Origin of the sequence: Ruminococcus flavefaciens (genome assembly GCF_900116855.1) — a bacterium.
GTDB classification, from domain to species: Bacteria; Bacillota; Clostridia; order Oscillospirales; family Ruminococcaceae; genus Ruminococcus; species Ruminococcus flavefaciens_R.
Genome location: NZ_UETD01000002.1, coordinates 263,362 through 277,728 on the forward strand (window position 1 = coordinate 263,362; position 14,367 = coordinate 277,728).

At 46.9% G+C, this 14,367-nt stretch carries 16 protein-coding genes; 11 read left to right on the plus strand and 5 right to left on the minus strand.

Annotated elements, in window-relative coordinates; genetic code table 11:
• Positions 1–8: 8 nt before the first annotated feature.
• From DSZ37_RS01295 to rpe, 4 genes are read right to left on the minus strand one after another with little or no spacing between them, the layout of a single operon-like run.
• Positions 9–581 carry an Rnf-Nqr domain containing protein gene (locus tag DSZ37_RS01295; protein ID WP_109725166.1) on the minus strand — a complete coding sequence of 191 codons (573 nt, stop codon included), beginning with the start codon at positions 579–581 and terminating at the stop codon, positions 9–11.
• On the minus strand, positions 565–1,197 hold the full coding sequence (locus DSZ37_RS01300; protein ID WP_109725167.1) for an Rnf-Nqr domain containing protein: 633 nt from the start codon (positions 1,195–1,197) through the stop codon (positions 565–567). The genes DSZ37_RS01295 and DSZ37_RS01300 overlap by 17 nt, the downstream gene beginning before the upstream one ends.
• Positions 1,190–2,182 (minus strand): RnfABCDGE type electron transport complex subunit D, encoded by a 993-nt coding sequence (locus DSZ37_RS01305; RefSeq protein ID WP_109725168.1) that lies wholly within the window; start codon positions 2,180–2,182, stop codon positions 1,190–1,192. Before DSZ37_RS01305 ends, DSZ37_RS01300 begins: the two co-directional genes overlap by 8 nt.
• A complete protein-coding gene (gene rpe, locus DSZ37_RS01310) occupies positions 2,182–2,835 on the minus strand; it encodes a ribulose-phosphate 3-epimerase (RefSeq protein ID WP_109725169.1) in 654 nt (217 codons plus the stop codon). Before rpe ends, DSZ37_RS01305 begins: the two co-directional genes overlap by 1 nt.
• Before the next feature lie 237 nt (positions 2,836–3,072).
• Here rpe and sigK point away from each other — a divergent pair, with 237 nt between their 5' ends.
• From sigK to DSZ37_RS01335, 5 genes are all read left to right on the plus strand, one after another.
• Positions 3,073–3,756: an RNA polymerase sporulation sigma factor SigK gene (sigK, locus tag DSZ37_RS01315; RefSeq protein ID WP_109725170.1), complete on the plus strand. Its 684-nt coding sequence runs from the start codon at positions 3,073–3,075 to the stop codon at positions 3,754–3,756.
• An 84-nt stretch (positions 3,757–3,840) separates the two neighbouring features.
• On the plus strand, positions 3,841–4,749 hold the full coding sequence (locus tag DSZ37_RS01320; RefSeq protein ID WP_109725171.1) for an NAD-dependent epimerase/dehydratase family protein: 909 nt from the start codon (positions 3,841–3,843) through the stop codon (positions 4,747–4,749).
• Positions 4,746–5,189 carry an HD domain-containing protein gene (locus DSZ37_RS01325; protein ID WP_109725172.1) on the plus strand — a complete coding sequence of 148 codons (444 nt, stop codon included), beginning with the start codon at positions 4,746–4,748 and terminating at the stop codon, positions 5,187–5,189. Before DSZ37_RS01320 ends, DSZ37_RS01325 begins: the two co-directional genes overlap by 4 nt.
• Positions 5,190–5,295: 106 nt before the next feature.
• A complete protein-coding gene (locus DSZ37_RS01330) occupies positions 5,296–6,279 on the plus strand; it encodes a DnaD domain protein (RefSeq protein ID WP_109725173.1) in 984 nt (327 codons plus the stop codon).
• A 10-nt stretch (positions 6,280–6,289) separates the two neighbouring features.
• On the plus strand, positions 6,290–7,249 hold the full coding sequence (locus DSZ37_RS01335) for an ATP-binding protein (protein WP_109725174.1): 960 nt from the start codon (positions 6,290–6,292) through the stop codon (positions 7,247–7,249).
• Positions 7,250–7,286: 37 nt separating this feature from the next.
• Here DSZ37_RS01335 and DSZ37_RS01340 read toward each other — a convergent pair whose 3' ends face one another.
• Positions 7,287–8,558, minus strand: coding sequence for a hypothetical protein (locus DSZ37_RS01340; RefSeq protein WP_109725175.1), 1,272 nt, complete (start codon positions 8,556–8,558; stop codon positions 7,287–7,289).
• Positions 8,559–8,781: 223 nt separating this feature from the next.
• Between DSZ37_RS01340 and thyX the strand changes: the two genes are divergently transcribed.
• The 6 genes from thyX to DSZ37_RS01370 are packed head-to-tail and all read left to right on the plus strand — an operon-like array spanning position 8,782 to position 14,263.
• Positions 8,782–9,552: an FAD-dependent thymidylate synthase gene (gene thyX, locus DSZ37_RS01345; protein WP_109725176.1), complete on the plus strand. Its 771-nt coding sequence runs from the start codon at positions 8,782–8,784 to the stop codon at positions 9,550–9,552.
• A 15-nt stretch (positions 9,553–9,567) separates the two neighbouring features.
• Positions 9,568–10,458 carry a DUF2156 domain-containing protein gene (locus DSZ37_RS01350; RefSeq protein ID WP_109725177.1) on the plus strand — a complete coding sequence of 297 codons (891 nt, stop codon included), beginning with the start codon at positions 9,568–9,570 and terminating at the stop codon, positions 10,456–10,458.
• A gap of 12 nt (positions 10,459–10,470) precedes the next feature.
• Positions 10,471–11,013: a DJ-1 family glyoxalase III gene (locus DSZ37_RS01355; RefSeq protein ID WP_109725178.1), complete on the plus strand. Its 543-nt coding sequence runs from the start codon at positions 10,471–10,473 to the stop codon at positions 11,011–11,013.
• 1 nt (position 11,014) lies between these two features.
• Complete coding sequence (locus DSZ37_RS01360; protein ID WP_109725179.1) at positions 11,015–11,575, plus strand: 5-formyltetrahydrofolate cyclo-ligase; 561 nt, start codon at positions 11,015–11,017, stop codon at positions 11,573–11,575.
• Positions 11,568–13,046, plus strand: coding sequence for an endolytic transglycosylase MltG (gene mltG / locus DSZ37_RS01365; RefSeq protein ID WP_109725180.1), 1,479 nt, complete (start codon positions 11,568–11,570; stop codon positions 13,044–13,046). Before DSZ37_RS01360 ends, mltG begins: the two co-directional genes overlap by 8 nt.
• Positions 13,046–14,263, plus strand: a complete 1,218-nt coding sequence (locus DSZ37_RS01370; protein WP_109725181.1) for a peptidase U32 family protein — start codon at positions 13,046–13,048, stop codon at positions 14,261–14,263. Before mltG ends, DSZ37_RS01370 begins: the two co-directional genes overlap by 1 nt.
• The last annotated feature ends 104 nt before the right edge of the window (positions 14,264–14,367 follow it).

A 14,367-nucleotide genomic window follows, 5' to 3' on the forward strand; every position in this document is an offset into this window, starting at 1 on the left:
TATTACAGTTACTTCAGCGAATATACTGCCATTGATATAATTCCAAGATATACAAGCATTGCAGGAAATCCCCTGAATGAAGCCGGTACCTTTGATGAATTGAGCTTTCTGTATGCGGCTGTAAGTATGAGAGCCGCAATGATAAAGCCTATACCCGCTTCAAATCCCGCAGTAACATATCCCCCGAGGTTGAAAACCGTACCGTCCATTGATGCTCTTTTGTTGATGGTAAAGAGCGTTCCCATAACAGCACAGTTGAAAGCAGACAAATGGATGTATCTGCGAAGCTCCTCGAACCACCTGCTGCCGAACTTGTAAACTGCCACAAGAAGTGCAGCATAAAGCACTCCTATGACCATTGTGTAGAAAAGCAGTCTCAGATCGGATATCGACGGCTGAAGGACCAGATCTATCAGATAAGCCGCAGCCGATCCGACAGTGGTAAAAATAGTTATTACTCCTGCGGTGGCGACCAGATTTTTCCTGCTGCCAGCCGCAATGAAAATTGTACTTGTTCCCAGCGCCTGTGATAATATCAGGTTGGCTGCAAGGAGGGCAATGAGGTCATTTATCAGAAACATCCGCGTCACTCCTTACATTATTATTGTTGGAGACAAGTCCCCTGATAAAGCGGTAAACACCGCACATGAGCCCGAGGAAAATAAATCCTCCGAAGGGCTGTGAGAGTCCGCCGATAAGTGTATTCACATCGACTATCCTGCTGTTGATGGTACCGTAAGCGAACAGCTCGCGGAGAAATCCCGTTATCAGCATAACGATGTCAAAGCCGGCTATACAGCTTATGAGTGAGATTATCATATCCGTTTTCTTCATGCGGAAGAACTTCGCCTCAGTCTGGAAAACTATGAGGGAGTTGACCGCAAGAAGAGGATAGTATATCCCGATACGCTCTATGGACTCGGGATAGAATTCCTGCGCCGCAAGCTTTACGGGGATATAGACAAGAGCCGATATCAGCGCATATATAATGACCTTTACCGTGTAGGGCAGCTTCTTGGGCACAAATGACGATATGAGCACCGAGAGAAATGTTATTGCCGAAAAAGCATAGATAAGTGCGACCGCATTCTTCAATGTGTCACCGCAGATTATCACAGGTGATATCACCATGAGTCCCGACAGGACGATGTTATCGCCAAGGACTCCGCCAAACATTGCTTTTTTACGATCATTCATGAGAAGCAGCCTCCTCTCCCGCCGCAGTCACAGCAGCTTCCCCGGCGTTAACCTCGGAGTGTTCCTGTTCGGCTGTATCTATCTTCTTCTCAAGATGTCTGAAGCCGAGAGCAATAGGCGTAAACAGTACGGATACAATGACTATAGCGTTCTCCTTGGCTCCCGTAAGAACAAGTACATAGGAGATGACACCGATGAAGAGCCCGTAGAAAAAGGCGTAATAATCACGCTTGGGAGCAATTCTCAGGTCCGAAACAATGTATATCGCCGAGAACAGCACCATATTGGTAACAAGCGAATATTTCAGCGAGTCTGCTCTGGAGCTTACCATTGGTGTGACTACGGCAAAAAGCCCCGTACCGAAAATAGTACCGAGGAATGCTCCGGCAGAGATGCTTCTTCTCATCATGAGAACGATTGCAGCGACCACAAGCAGCAGTATGCTGACAGCACCCGCAGGTCCGCTGAAATTGCCGAGAAGAACCTCAAAATCCGAGTGGTCAAATGTTCCCGTATGATCAAAAACATAGGAAGCGGACCTTACCAGATTTGTCGGGGTCTCAAACAGCCCCGTCTTGACATGAGGTTCGGTGTACTGCAAAAGCTGCCCGTCCCATGAGGTCAGGACAAATACAAATGCCGCAGCCGCAGGCGAGAATATCATGTTCAGACGTCCGCCGAACAGGTTCTTTGCAACTAATATAGCGAAAAGTACTGCAATAACGGAGATATGGTAGTCCATTACCGCAGGGAACATCAGTGCAAGTATGAGCGCATCGGATGTACAGGTAAGGTCATCTGCCGTAAAACTACGCTTCATAAAGCGCAGAGAAACAAGCTCCGCCACAAAACCTGTGACAACGCATATACCTGCAAGGAAAACCGATCGGATACCATAGTAGAAGTAGGACATTAGTTCCAGAGTGAGGAGTGTTATCATGATATCCAGCCAGATAAGGCGCTCTTTTCTTGTTTTTTTCTGCATTATCTGTCTTCCCTCAGAGAATCAGCTGCGGCTGCCATATCCGCCGCCGCAAACAGATAGCTTCCCGATACGAGGACATTTGCTCCTGCCGCCCTCACTGCGGCAGCCGTATCGGCGTTTATGCCTCCATCAACCTGAACATTCACATCAAGTCCAAGTTCTGTTATCTTATTCCTTACAGCTCTTACCTTGTCAAGAGTTTCGGGAATAAAGCTCTGACCGCCGAAGCCCGGCTCCACGGTCATAACGAGTATCATATCCACATCGGAAAGATACTTGAACACGCTCTCAACAGGGGTAGCAGGTCTCAGAGCAACAGCAGCCTTCAGACCGCGCTCGTGTATCCTATCGATGACAGCAGCTGTATCACTCTCGCTCTCGATATGAAATGATATGATGTCCGCGCCGAAATCTGCAAAGCTGTCTATGTACTTCATTGGGTCGGTGATCATAAGATGGACGTCAAGGGTCATATCCGTAGCTGCCCTCACCTGTTTCAGAACAGGGAGACCGAATGTGATATTATCCACGAAAATGCCGTCCATAACATCGAAATGTAGCATATCTATCCTGCTTTTTTCAAGCTTTTTTATCTCATTTTTCAGCTCAAGCATATCCGCGCTAAGCACGGAAGCTGAAACATAATTCTTCAATTTATCACTTCTTCCGAATTCATTCGCCCGTAAACACAAGGCAAGAGTAGATCTTTCAAAAACCATACACTATTATTATATAATATTTATCGCTCTCAGTCAATAGTTAGCTTGGCTTTTTTCCGTAATTTTTAACAGCAAATAATACGCGAAAGTCAGTAAATTGATTTTATTTGAATATATTGTCCATGCCTTTATGCATAAAATATCACATGATAATTCGGGAGGTATCCTTATATGTTAATGGAATTGCTGCGAAATCTATTCTTCTTCGCCCTTCATGTCGAAAACTCATCCGTATTTCCAAAGCCGTTGTCAAAAAAAGAAGAACTGGAATGCTTTGAAGCCATGTTCTGCGGTGACAGCAAGGCGCGGAGCCGACTTATCGAGCATAATCTCAGGCTTGTAGCCCATATCGTAAAAAAGTACGCTTTCTCTGCCGATGAACAGGATGAACTGATCTCTGTGGGAACCGTCGGGCTTATCAAGGCTGTGTCGACCTTTGACTATACAAAAGGCTCAAAATTTGCCACCTACGCAAGCAGGTGTATCGAAAATGAGATACTTATGCAGTTCCGCGCCGCAAAAAAATCAGCAGGAGATGTGTATATAAACGAGCCCGTTGAGACAGACAAGGACGGAAACACCCTCACTCTTATGGACCTTATCGACGATGGAGTGGATATCCATGAACAGGTGGATATCCTTATCCGCTCCCGTCAGCTGTACAGCTTCATACAGACCTGCCTTGACAAGCGCGAGCTTGAGATAATCACCTACCGCTACGGTCTCTACGGCAGCTCTCCCCACACTCAGAATGAGACCGCAAAGAAGCTGGGGATATCACGATCATACGTTTCAAGGATCGAGAAAAAAGCCATAGGGAAGCTGAAAAAGCAGTTCGACTGTACTTCTTTATGAGCTTTAACATATTACCTCAGTTTTATTGCTATTGTCCGCGATCTATGTTATAATGATCATATCAATTATAATTAGGAGGAAGCTATGGTTATTCTCGTAACAGGCGGAACTGTATTTGCAAGCCGCTATACTGCCGGATACTTCGCATCTATGGGACACGAGGTATTCGTTCTCAACAGAGGTACAAAACCGCAGCCCAAAAATGTCACACCAATTATTGCCGACCGTCACTCTCTCGGTGACACACTCAGAAACCGACACTTTGATGCGGTTATTGACGTAACTGCCTACAACGCCGACGATGTCAACTGCCTACTGGACGGTCTCGGAACCTTCGGATGCTACATCCTCGTAAGCTCCAGTGCGGTCTATCCCGAAACCCTGCCTCAGCCGTTCAAAGAGGACGGAAGTATCGGTGTCAACTCCATATGGGGAAAATACGGCACGGATAAAATCGCCGCCGAGCAGGCACTGAGAAGCAGAGTCCCTGATGCCTATATCCTGCGTCCGCCTTATTTATGCGGTCCCATGAACAATCTTCACCGCGAAGCCTTTGTATTTGAATGTGCAGAGCAGGGACGGTCATTTTATCTCCCTAAGGACGGCAGTATGAAGCTCCAGTTCTTCCATATCGGTGATATGTGCCGATTTGTGGAGCTTCTTATTGAAAAGAAGCCGAAAAAACACATTTTCAACGTGGGCTATCCCGAAGCTGTCACGATAAAAGAGTGGGTAAATCTTTGTTACGAGACTGTTGGCGAAATTCCCGTATTCAATGAAGTATACGATGATATCCCTCAGAGGAGCTATTTCCCCTTTTATGACTACGAATACGCTCTTGATGTTGCCGAAATGCTGGAACTTATGCCCGTGCTGACGCCTTTGTCACGCTCCTTGACGGAGTCCTATGAATGGTTCGCAGAAAATCGCGGACTTATCATTCGCAAGCCGCTCATGGAGTTCATTGATGCCAACAAGGAGACTCTGAAATGATTTATACCGACCTTACCTGCAAAGCAATGAAGCTGGCATATGACGCGCACCACGGTCAGACCGACAAAAGCGGTCTCCCTTACATCTTCCACCCTTTCCATCTCGCAGAGCAGATGACCGACGAGATAACGGTCTGTATCGCACTTCTCCACGATGTTGCCGAGGACACCGACATTACCATCGCAGAGCTTGAAAAGGAGTTCCCGGTTGAGGTCACGGAGGCGCTGAAGCTTCTGACACATGACAAGAATCCGGATTACTTTGACTATATCAGAAAAATAAAGGAGTCCCCTGCCGCTTCTGTCGTCAAGCTTGCGGACCTCAGACATAACTCCGATATCTCACGTCTCAGGAATAATCAGGTGCGAAGCTCCGAAAAGACCGCAGAGCGCACAGAAAAGTACAGAAAAGCTATTGAAATTCTCACGGATAACTGCTGAAAAAAATCAATGTAACATTTGTAAATATTATCGCTCCGAGCATCTTGATATTTTCGTCCTTTTATGTTATAATAGCTTTTGCAGTATTTTTTCGGAGGTGTCTTTATTGGAATTCAAGGTAAACTGCGGTATATGGGGAGCAATGTTTGGTGTCCCTTCAATAGTTGCCGATAACTTTCTCAAGCTTGCTTCGGGCAATCAGATAAAGGTGCTTCTGTATCTGCTCAGATGCTCGGGGAAGCTGTGCTCCACCGAGGAGATATCTTCAAACACGGGGGTATCTGCCGATGAGACTGAGGAGGCTGTCATCTTCTGGCAGCAGGCAAACGTTCTCAGTCCGCAGGCAAACACGGGCTCGGCAGGCATACAGTCCATAATGCCTCAGCAGACCGAGGTAAAGGCGGTCCAGCCGCAGCCCCTTGCAAAAAGCGCCCCGGAGCCCATGCCCGACCATAAGACTAATCTCAGCGGCTCGGAGATCGCGGCTATCATGGACGGTTCTCAGGATATAAGAGAGCTTTTCAAGATCGCGGAAAGCATTCTCGGCGCACTCAAAAACAGCCAGATGAACTCTATGATATGGATGTACGACCACCTCGGACTGAAAAAAGAGGTCATAATCACCCTTATCTCCTACTGCGCTTCCATCGAGAAGATCAATACAGCTTATATGGAAAAGATCGCTTCCGTGTGGGCTGAAAATGATATCAACACCATCAATGCAGCTCAGGACGAGATACAGCGCATGAACGCCTCCAAGGAGTACTCCGCAAAGATAGCGAAGCTTTTTCAGATGCAGAGCCGTCCCACTACAAAACAGAACGAGTTCATTCAGCAGTGGAAAAACGCAGGCATCAGCCTCGATCTCATAAGACTGGCATATGAAAAGACCATCGAGCAGATAAACAAACTCAATTTCAACTACATAAACAAGATACTCATCTCATGGCAGGACAGCGGGTTCAAGACCGTTCAGGACGTTGAGGCTGCCGAGAGCGAATACAAAAAGAAACGAACAGGCGTCAAAAAGAACGCCAATGACCCGGATATCGAACAATACGAGTCGGTAATAAACAAATTCCTGTATTGAGGAGGTCATAATGGACAGCGAAATATTCGATAAAGCACAGGCTATCCTCACTCTGCGCCGCAAAAAGGCTGAGACCGAAAATGAGGAGCGTATCCGCGAGATAAACGAAAAGATCCCCCAGATACGGGAGATCAACGAGGTCATTTTCAATACGGGAAAAGAACTTATCTCCATTATTTCCAATGGCAAAGGCAAGGATATTTCCGATAAGGTGGAGCAGCTGAAACAGTACAATCTCGGCGCTCAGGCTATGTCAAGAAAGATCCTCGCCGAGTACGGCTATCCTGAGGACTACCTCGATATGCACTACACCTGCCCCAAGTGCTGCGACAGAGGCTACAACGGCAGCAAATTCTGTGACTGCTTCAAGACGATATGCGGAAAACTGGCTGCGGACGAGCTCAACAAAAACTCTCAGCTGAGCCTTTCAAGCTTTGACAGCTTCTCCCTTACATATTATTCGGGAGAGAACTACTCGGCAATGAAGAAGATACTGGAGTACACCATGCAGTATGCAGCGACCTTCACTCCAGACTCAAAGAGCATACTGATGTTCGGTCAGACCGGACTGGGCAAGACTCACCTATCCCTTGCCATAGCAAATAAGGTGCTCGAAAAGGGCTACGGCGTCATTTATGATTCAGCAATAAACATTCTGCGCAGTATAGAAAAGGAGCACTTCAGTCACGATCATTCCTCGGAGATGATAGACCTTGTCATGGACACAGACCTGCTTATCCTCGACGATCTGGGCACTGAGTACGAAACTCCGTTCTACAACGCAACTATTTACAACATCATCAATACCAGACTTAACCGCCGCAAGCCGTCCATAATCAGTACAAATCTTGATTTTTCCGGTATTTCCCGCAGATACGACAAGCGCGTGATGTCAAGGATAATCTCAGAGTACTCCTGCCTTGAATTCAAAGGCGAGGATGTAAGACTCCAGAAAAGAAAAAACGCATAAAAAAGGCTGCCATTTTCGGCAGCCTTTAATTAATCACTTATTTTTTGTCGGTCTCAAGCTTCAGCTTGAAAGGCGAATACTTTCTGAAAGCAGAAGTATTTCTGTTGGAGTCATAGCCCTCAGCAATGCTCTTCATCATGTCTGTGAAATCGCTGTAATAGCGCTCACTGAGAAGTGCCTCAACATTCTCCTCGCTCCAGAGGTCGTCTTCTGTCATACGCTCCTTGATATCAGCCTTGATAATGATATAGATAGTGTTCTCGTCGTATTGATACTTCTCAGCCTTGTAATAATCAAGTCCGTCGAAGACATATGTGTTATAATCACGGAAAGCCTTCATAGAAGCCTCCGCCTCAGCTGATGCGGTAGTTGTAACAGGATTGCTCTCGTCGGCTGTTGTGGTTGTGTACTTTGTCATCGTGATCTCTTTTTCGTAGGGATCGGTCGTTGTAGTAGTTGTTGTCGCATCCTTTGCGGCAGTAGTCGTTGTTGTGGTGGTAGTAGTATAAGTCTCGCCCGCTTCCTCGGCAGCCTTCTTTGCAGCTTCCTCGGCACGCTTTGCAGCGTATTCGTTATACTCCTCCTCACACTCGTCGATCTTTGCCAGCTTAGCCTTGTCGGTCTTCTCTGCGTTGATCTCCTTTACATATTGATCTGCCATCTTATTGAGTGTACGGATCTCTTCGTCGCTGTACTTCTCGCCGTTCTCGTCAAGAAGATTGATGGTGAAGTACTTTAGTCTTGTGGTCTTGTCTTGGAAGTACTCCTTCAGCTCGTCCTCTGTGCAGCCCTTTTCGCAGCCAAGTCCGTAATAATGCTTGAAGATAGCCTCCTGCTTGTAGGAATTCTCGATTATCTTCCTGAGAGACTCCTCACCGATACCGTTCTCGCTGAACATCTCGCTGCCCGAGTTTGAAGAAACAAGTTTCTTTATGTTGTCAAGCTCCTCAGCGGAGAGTGACTCACCGATCTTCTCGAACTCTTTCTCATTCGCAACAAAATCCTTACAAGCCTCAACAGCCTTGTTCTGTATCCACTCAGTTGCCGACATATCCTCGATAGTTGCATTCTTAACATCCTCGAGAGAGGGCTCTGTTTTGTTTTTTGCATAGAGCTCATTTGCTGCATTGTTATATGCTGTTATTTCATTATAAATAAACACGCCCGCAGGTACTTCATAACCGTCGATAGTAAGAGCTGTCTGAGTTCCCTTACCTATAGTTATTGCTTCAGGCGCACCGCAGCCTGCTGATGTTACAGCAAGAGCAAATGCTGCAGCTGCAGCAGCGAACTTATTAAACTTATTCATCTGTAATATTCCTCCGATATAATTGTAGATTCCAGATACTGTTTTATTATACAACATTTTTTTCGGTTTGTCCATAGCAAAACGAAAATTTTTTCCTTTTTGTCACCTGTTCAACTTATTAAATAAATTACTTTAATTATTTTTATGTTATTTCCTTGACTTAATGACTGAGAAATGATACAATAAATGTATATGCATTATTATAAATAAGGAAGGTGTCTCAATGAAAGTCAAACTTCTGTCATACACCCCCGAGCCTGAAAAGCTTGTTGCAACAGCTGCCAAGCTCTGCTACTCCAGCAGCGACATCGAGTCACTGAGAGACGGCCTCACCGAGGACAAGATATCGGGCTTTATCGATATGCTCGCTTCCATCGGTCATGAGAGTGTTATGGAACACGTCTGTTTCACATTCGGTGTTGAGGGCATCTCAAGAGCCTGCTCACATCAGCTGGTAAGGCATCGTATCGCTTCCTACTCACAAAAGAGCCAGCGATATGTTAATGAAAACGGCTTTGAATTCATCACTCCCCCCGCTATCGAGGAGGTCCCCGAGGCTAAGGAGGAATACGACAGGGTCATTTCTGAGATAACCGAAAGCTATGAAAAGCTGGTAAAGCTTCTCACTGATAAGCATATAGAGGAATTCACGGCACAGGGACTTGATGAGAAGTCTGCCCGTTCCAAGGCTTCAAAGCTTGCCAACGAGGACGCAAGGTTCATCCTCCCCAATGCTTGTGAGACAAAGATAGTCGTAACTATGAATGTGCGCTCCCTCTTCAATTTCTTCCGTCACCGCTGCTGCAACCGCGCACAGTGGGAAATACGCGCTGTGGCTAATGAAATGCTGAGGCTGTGCCTTGAAGTCGCTCCCCACATCTTCTCCCATGCAGGTCCGTCCTGCGTAGCAGAGGGCAAATGTCCCGAGGGAAAGATGTCATGCGGCAAAATGAAGGAAGTAAAAGAGTATTTTTCAGCCATGAAAGCAAAATGACCCCACGGAGGAACAATGCTTGGATTCAGAGACATCGATATAACCGACAAGGACAGGATAACTGCCGCTCTTGAACATTCACAATTCATGGGCTGCGAGTACAGCTTTGCCAATAATATGGCGTGGAAACGTCTGGGCGATTCGCAGATAGCCTTTCACAAGGGCTTCTACATCTGCTGTTCGTTCCGCTCCGAAGACGGTATACCGAGATTTTTCTTTCCCTCAGGTGAGGGAGACTATAAAGAAGTTATCAATGAGATGAAACAATATGCCGACTCTCTCGGCAAGCCGCTAAAAATCGCAGGCATCACCGAGCCGACGCTGGCAATGCTGAATGAACTTTTTCCCGACAGCTTCACTGTGGATACAGACGAGGGCGACTGGGATTACATCTATAATTCCACAGACCTCATTGAGCTGGCAGGAAGAAAATTCCACGGCAAAAGGAACCACCTTGCCCGTTTCAATGAAATAGGCGCCGAATTCTCGCTGATGACAGAAAAGGATTTCGACGACTGTATCACATTCAGCGCTGTTGAATACAACAGCAAGCCCGAGGATATGGACCACTCCTTTATCGCCGAGCAGTACGCCATCAATACCTATTTCAGCTATTTTGATGAGCTCGGCCTGAAAGGCAGTGTCATAAGGGTAAACGGCAAGGTCGCCGCCTTTACCATCGGTGAAAGGCTCAATAATGAGACCTTCTGCGTCCACATCGAAAAGGCGGATACGTCTTACAGCGGCATTTATGCAGGCATAAACAACCTTTTTGCAAAAGCCTGTGCCGCAGACTATAAATATATCAATCGCGAGGAGGATCTGGGACTTGAGGGACTGAGAAAAGCCAAGCAGTCCTATCACCCTGTTTTTCTCCTGAAAAAATACATTGCTACATTTAAATGAAAGGAACAGATCATGATCTACGTTTTTCTTGCAGACGGTTTTGAAGAGACCGAAGCCATCGCTCCCATCGACCTGCTCAGGCGTGCAGGCAAGGATGTGGTGACTGTCGGTGTCGGCGACAATATCATAAGAGGCTCACACGGTATCCCCGTTGTGACAGATACCATCGCTCAGGAGGCTCCTCTCACTGACGAGCTCGAGATGATAGTTCTCCCCGGAGGTATGCCCGGAACTCTAAATCTCGAAAAGTCCGATTACGTTCAGAGAGCTATAGATCACTGCGTATCAAACAACAAGTACATCGGCGCTATCTGTGCTGCGCCATCTATCCTTGGTCACAAGGGGCTTCTAAACGGAAGGACCGCTGTATGCTATGAGGGCTTTGAAACTCAGCTCACAGGCGCAAACATCGGAAACAGCGGTGTTGCCGAGGACGGTATCTTCATAACTGCAAGAGGCGCAGGTGTTGCCGTTGACTTCGGTCTGAAGCTTGTTGAAAAGGTACATTCAAAGGAAGAAAGCCTCCGACAGCGTAACGCTATACTTTGCGACTGATATGGATAATAAAAAAGAACTGCGAAAACAATACTCCCACACCCGTGCCGAGATAAGAGACAAGGTCTCAAAGGATATGGACATCATCGAAAGGCTCCTTGAAGAAGAAAAGATCGCCAATGCGGACCATATCCTCCTCTATGCCTCATTCGGTTCGGAGGTGGATACATATCTGCTCATTGACAAGCTCATTGAGATGGGCAAGAGCGTTGCACTCCCAAGATGCGGTCAGGAACGCTCCATGACATTCCATCTTATAAAGTCTGTGGCAGACCTCCATGAGGGTATGTACCGTATCCCCGAGCCTGACAGCTCACTCCCCCAGCCTGTTATCACATCCGACAGCGTATGTATAGTCCCCGGACTTGCATTCACGGAGGAGGGCGGCAGGATAGGCTACGGCGGCGGATACTACGACGAATTTATCCTTGATAATCCCGATATATACACTATCGGTCTCATCTATGAGGAGCTTATCGTCGGCGAGCTCCCCCTCATGCAGCACGACCTGAGAGTCGATATGATAGTAACTGAAGAAAGGACGGTGCTCTGCAATGCCTGATAATAAGAATAATGACGTTATCAACGATATTCTTAATCAGCTCGATAATGAAAAGAAAAAAACAGAAGCAGAGTCTGAAAAAATAATTGAAAAGGCGGAGGAAGCTGTTCAGAAGCCTGCTGCTCCGAGACCTGTTGTCTCTCATATGGCTTCACCTCTCCAGCGTGAAGCTGCCGCTCCTCGTCCGAGGACTGCTCAGAACGAGGAAAAGCCTGCGGCTGATGCCCCCAAGCGCCCTGCACAGAGACCTCCCGTGAGTGATCCCGTTCCCATGAGAAACAACGCTGCTGTCAAGAGGAACAGCGTTCACCATAAGAAAAAGAAGAAAAAGAGAAGAAGCAGGCTCCCGGGAGTCCTTATTCTCACTGTTTCAATATTCGCCGTTTCCATCTGTCTCTCCATGGTGATTATCGCTTTCGGCAGAGATATGCTCGGTATCGGCAAGAGCGACAGTACAAAGCTCATAATAGTTCCCGAGGGAGCTACTACCGAACAGATATCCGAGCTTCTCCACGAGGAGGGCATAATCAATTCACCGAAATGCTTCCAGATGTTCACTAAGCTCAGAAAGCAAAACGATATCTATCTCCCGGGTGAGCACTTCGTAAGTCCGAATATGGCTTATGAGACCATTATTGATACCCTCACCAATGAAGAGCAAGAAGAAGCCAAGGAAGCTGTCACAATAACTTTCCGCGAAGGAATAAACATATTTGATGCTGCACAGATACTCGAGGAGGAAGGAGTCTGCAAGTCCGATGATTTCCTGTTCCAGTTCAACTCAGGCGGTTTCGGATACAGATTTGAGAACGAGCTTCCTCAGACTCCCAATGCTTCAAAGTTTGCCGATGCCCGTATGGAGGGATATCTCTTCCCCGATACCTACACCTTTACCAAAGAGATGGAACCTGAACAGGTCTGCCAGAAGATATACTTCAACTTCGACCAGAAGATGACCGACGAGCGTCTTGCAAGAATGAAGGAACTCAATCTTTCACTCAACGATCTTATCATTCTCGCTTCCATCGTTCAGAAGGAGGCTCCCAACAGAGAGGATATGGAGCACGTTGCAGGCGTTTTCTGGAACAGACTTGAAAAGCCTGAAGAAACAGCCGGAAAGCTTCAGTCTGACCCTACAAAGAATTATGCTTATGACGTTATAAAGCCAAGACTTGCCGTATCAAATCAGGAAATGCTCGATGCATACGACACCTATGTTTGTGTTGGACTCCCGCCCGGAGCTATATGCAGCCCCGGTCTTGACGCCATCGATGCAGTTCTTGCCAAGATGCAGACCGATGACTTCTACTTTGTTGCTAATATCTATACTCAGGAGACATTCTTCTCCAAGACCAACGATGAGCACGAAATGAAGAAGGCTCAGGTTAAGGCTGACGAACAGCAGTATGAGCTCGAAGAGGAACAGCGCAAGGAAGAAGAAGAGCTCGCTGCCCGTGCGGAGGAATATTGATGAATAAACTTGAAGTCCTTGCACCCGCAGGTGATGAGGAGCGTTTCACCGCCGCCGTTGATTACGGTGCGGACGCTGTGTATCTCGGACGCAAACAGTTTGGAATGCGCTCCTCACCGATGAATTTTGATTTTCAGCAGCTTTGCAGAGCCGTGGAAACGGCTCATGCAAAGGGTGTAAAGGTATACCTCACCTGCAACACACTACCGAGAAACAATGAGATCCCTCAGTTTGAACAGTTCGTAAAGGAAGCCGTTGAGGCTAAGGTGGACGCTCTTATCGTCGCCGATATCGGACTTCTCATGCTCATAAAAAAATATGCCCCCGATATGGAGATACACATCTCTACTCAGACAGGCATAGTAAACTATGTTACTGCCCGTGAGCTCTATAACATGGGCGCAAAAAGAGTTGTTCTCGCAAGAGAGCTGTCGCTTGATGAGATCGCGGAAATCAGAGCGAAAACAAGTCCCGATCTTGATATCGAGACTTTTGTACACGGTGCGATGTGTGTTTCATTCTCGGGAAGATGTCTCCTTTCACAGTACCTCGTGAACCGTGACGCAAACCGCGGCGAATGCGCTCAGCCCTGTCGCTGGGGCTATCATCTTGTAGAGGAAAAGCGCCCCAACGAGTTCTTCCCAATATTTGAAGACGAAAAAGGCACATACATCCTTAATTCAAAGGATATGTGCATGATAGAGCATATCGACAAGCTTGCAAAGGCAGGCGTAACAAGCCTGAAAATCGAGGGCAGAGCTAAGTCTGCTTATTATGTAACTGTTGTTACCAATGCATACCGCATGGCTGTTGACCACTATTACAAAGATCCGGACAACTTCGTTCTCCCCGACTGGATCAGAGACGAGGTATATAAGGTAAGCCACAGAAAGTACTGCAACGGATTTTTCTTCGGTACTCCCGAGGAGTCACAGTACTATGAGAACAGTGGCTATATCCGCAACTATGATGTTGTTGCAGTTGTGGAAAGCTGTGAGGACGGCATGGTTTACTGTACTCAGAGGAACCGCTTCTTCGCAGGTGATACCGTGGAGCTTCTCGCTCCCTCGCAGAAGCCCGTGGAGCTTATCCTTGACAAGCTCTATGACGAAAACGGCGAGGAGATCGAGACTGCCAACCACGCAATGATGAAGTTCTCATTCAAGTCTGAATTGACTTTCCCCAAGGGCACTGTCATCAGAAAAGAGACCAAATAAAAATAAGGCTGATACATAAGGACGGTACTCTTATAGAAGTTTTACAAGTGATATTGAGGAAAACCCTTTTGAAAAAGGGTTCTTCCTCAAACTCCTTTCCTAAA

What these genes read in the sequence shown, in the direction of transcription:
- DSZ37_RS01355 (WP_109725178.1), top strand. Translation starts at nt 10,471, where the DNA reads ATGATCTACGTTTTTCTTGCAGACGGTTTTGAAGAGACCGAAGCCATC.
- DSZ37_RS01295 (WP_109725166.1), bottom strand. Translation starts at nt 581, where the DNA reads ATGTTTCTGATAAATGACCTCATTGCCCTCCTTGCAGCCAACCTGATA.
- DSZ37_RS01305 (WP_109725168.1), bottom strand. Translation starts at nt 2,182, where the DNA reads ATGCAGAAAAAAACAAGAAAAGAGCGCCTTATCTGGCTGGATATCATG.
- DSZ37_RS01350 (WP_109725177.1), top strand. Translation starts at nt 9,568, where the DNA reads ATGCTTGGATTCAGAGACATCGATATAACCGACAAGGACAGGATAACT.
- DSZ37_RS01335 (WP_109725174.1), top strand. Translation starts at nt 6,290, where the DNA reads ATGGACAGCGAAATATTCGATAAAGCACAGGCTATCCTCACTCTGCGC.
- DSZ37_RS01325 (WP_109725172.1), top strand. Translation starts at nt 4,746, where the DNA reads ATGATTTATACCGACCTTACCTGCAAAGCAATGAAGCTGGCATATGAC.
- DSZ37_RS01300 (WP_109725167.1), bottom strand. Translation starts at nt 1,197, where the DNA reads ATGAATGATCGTAAAAAAGCAATGTTTGGCGGAGTCCTTGGCGATAAC.
- DSZ37_RS01360 (WP_109725179.1), top strand. Translation starts at nt 11,015, where the DNA reads ATGGATAATAAAAAAGAACTGCGAAAACAATACTCCCACACCCGTGCC.
- DSZ37_RS01320 (WP_109725171.1), top strand. Translation starts at nt 3,841, where the DNA reads ATGGTTATTCTCGTAACAGGCGGAACTGTATTTGCAAGCCGCTATACT.
- sigK (WP_109725170.1), top strand. Translation starts at nt 3,073, where the DNA reads ATGTTAATGGAATTGCTGCGAAATCTATTCTTCTTCGCCCTTCATGTC.
- thyX (WP_109725176.1), top strand. Translation starts at nt 8,782, where the DNA reads ATGAAAGTCAAACTTCTGTCATACACCCCCGAGCCTGAAAAGCTTGTT.
- mltG (WP_109725180.1), top strand. Translation starts at nt 11,568, where the DNA reads ATGCCTGATAATAAGAATAATGACGTTATCAACGATATTCTTAATCAG.
- DSZ37_RS01340 (WP_109725175.1), bottom strand. Translation starts at nt 8,558, where the DNA reads ATGAATAAGTTTAATAAGTTCGCTGCTGCAGCTGCAGCATTTGCTCTT.
- DSZ37_RS01370 (WP_109725181.1), top strand. Translation starts at nt 13,046, where the DNA reads ATGAATAAACTTGAAGTCCTTGCACCCGCAGGTGATGAGGAGCGTTTC.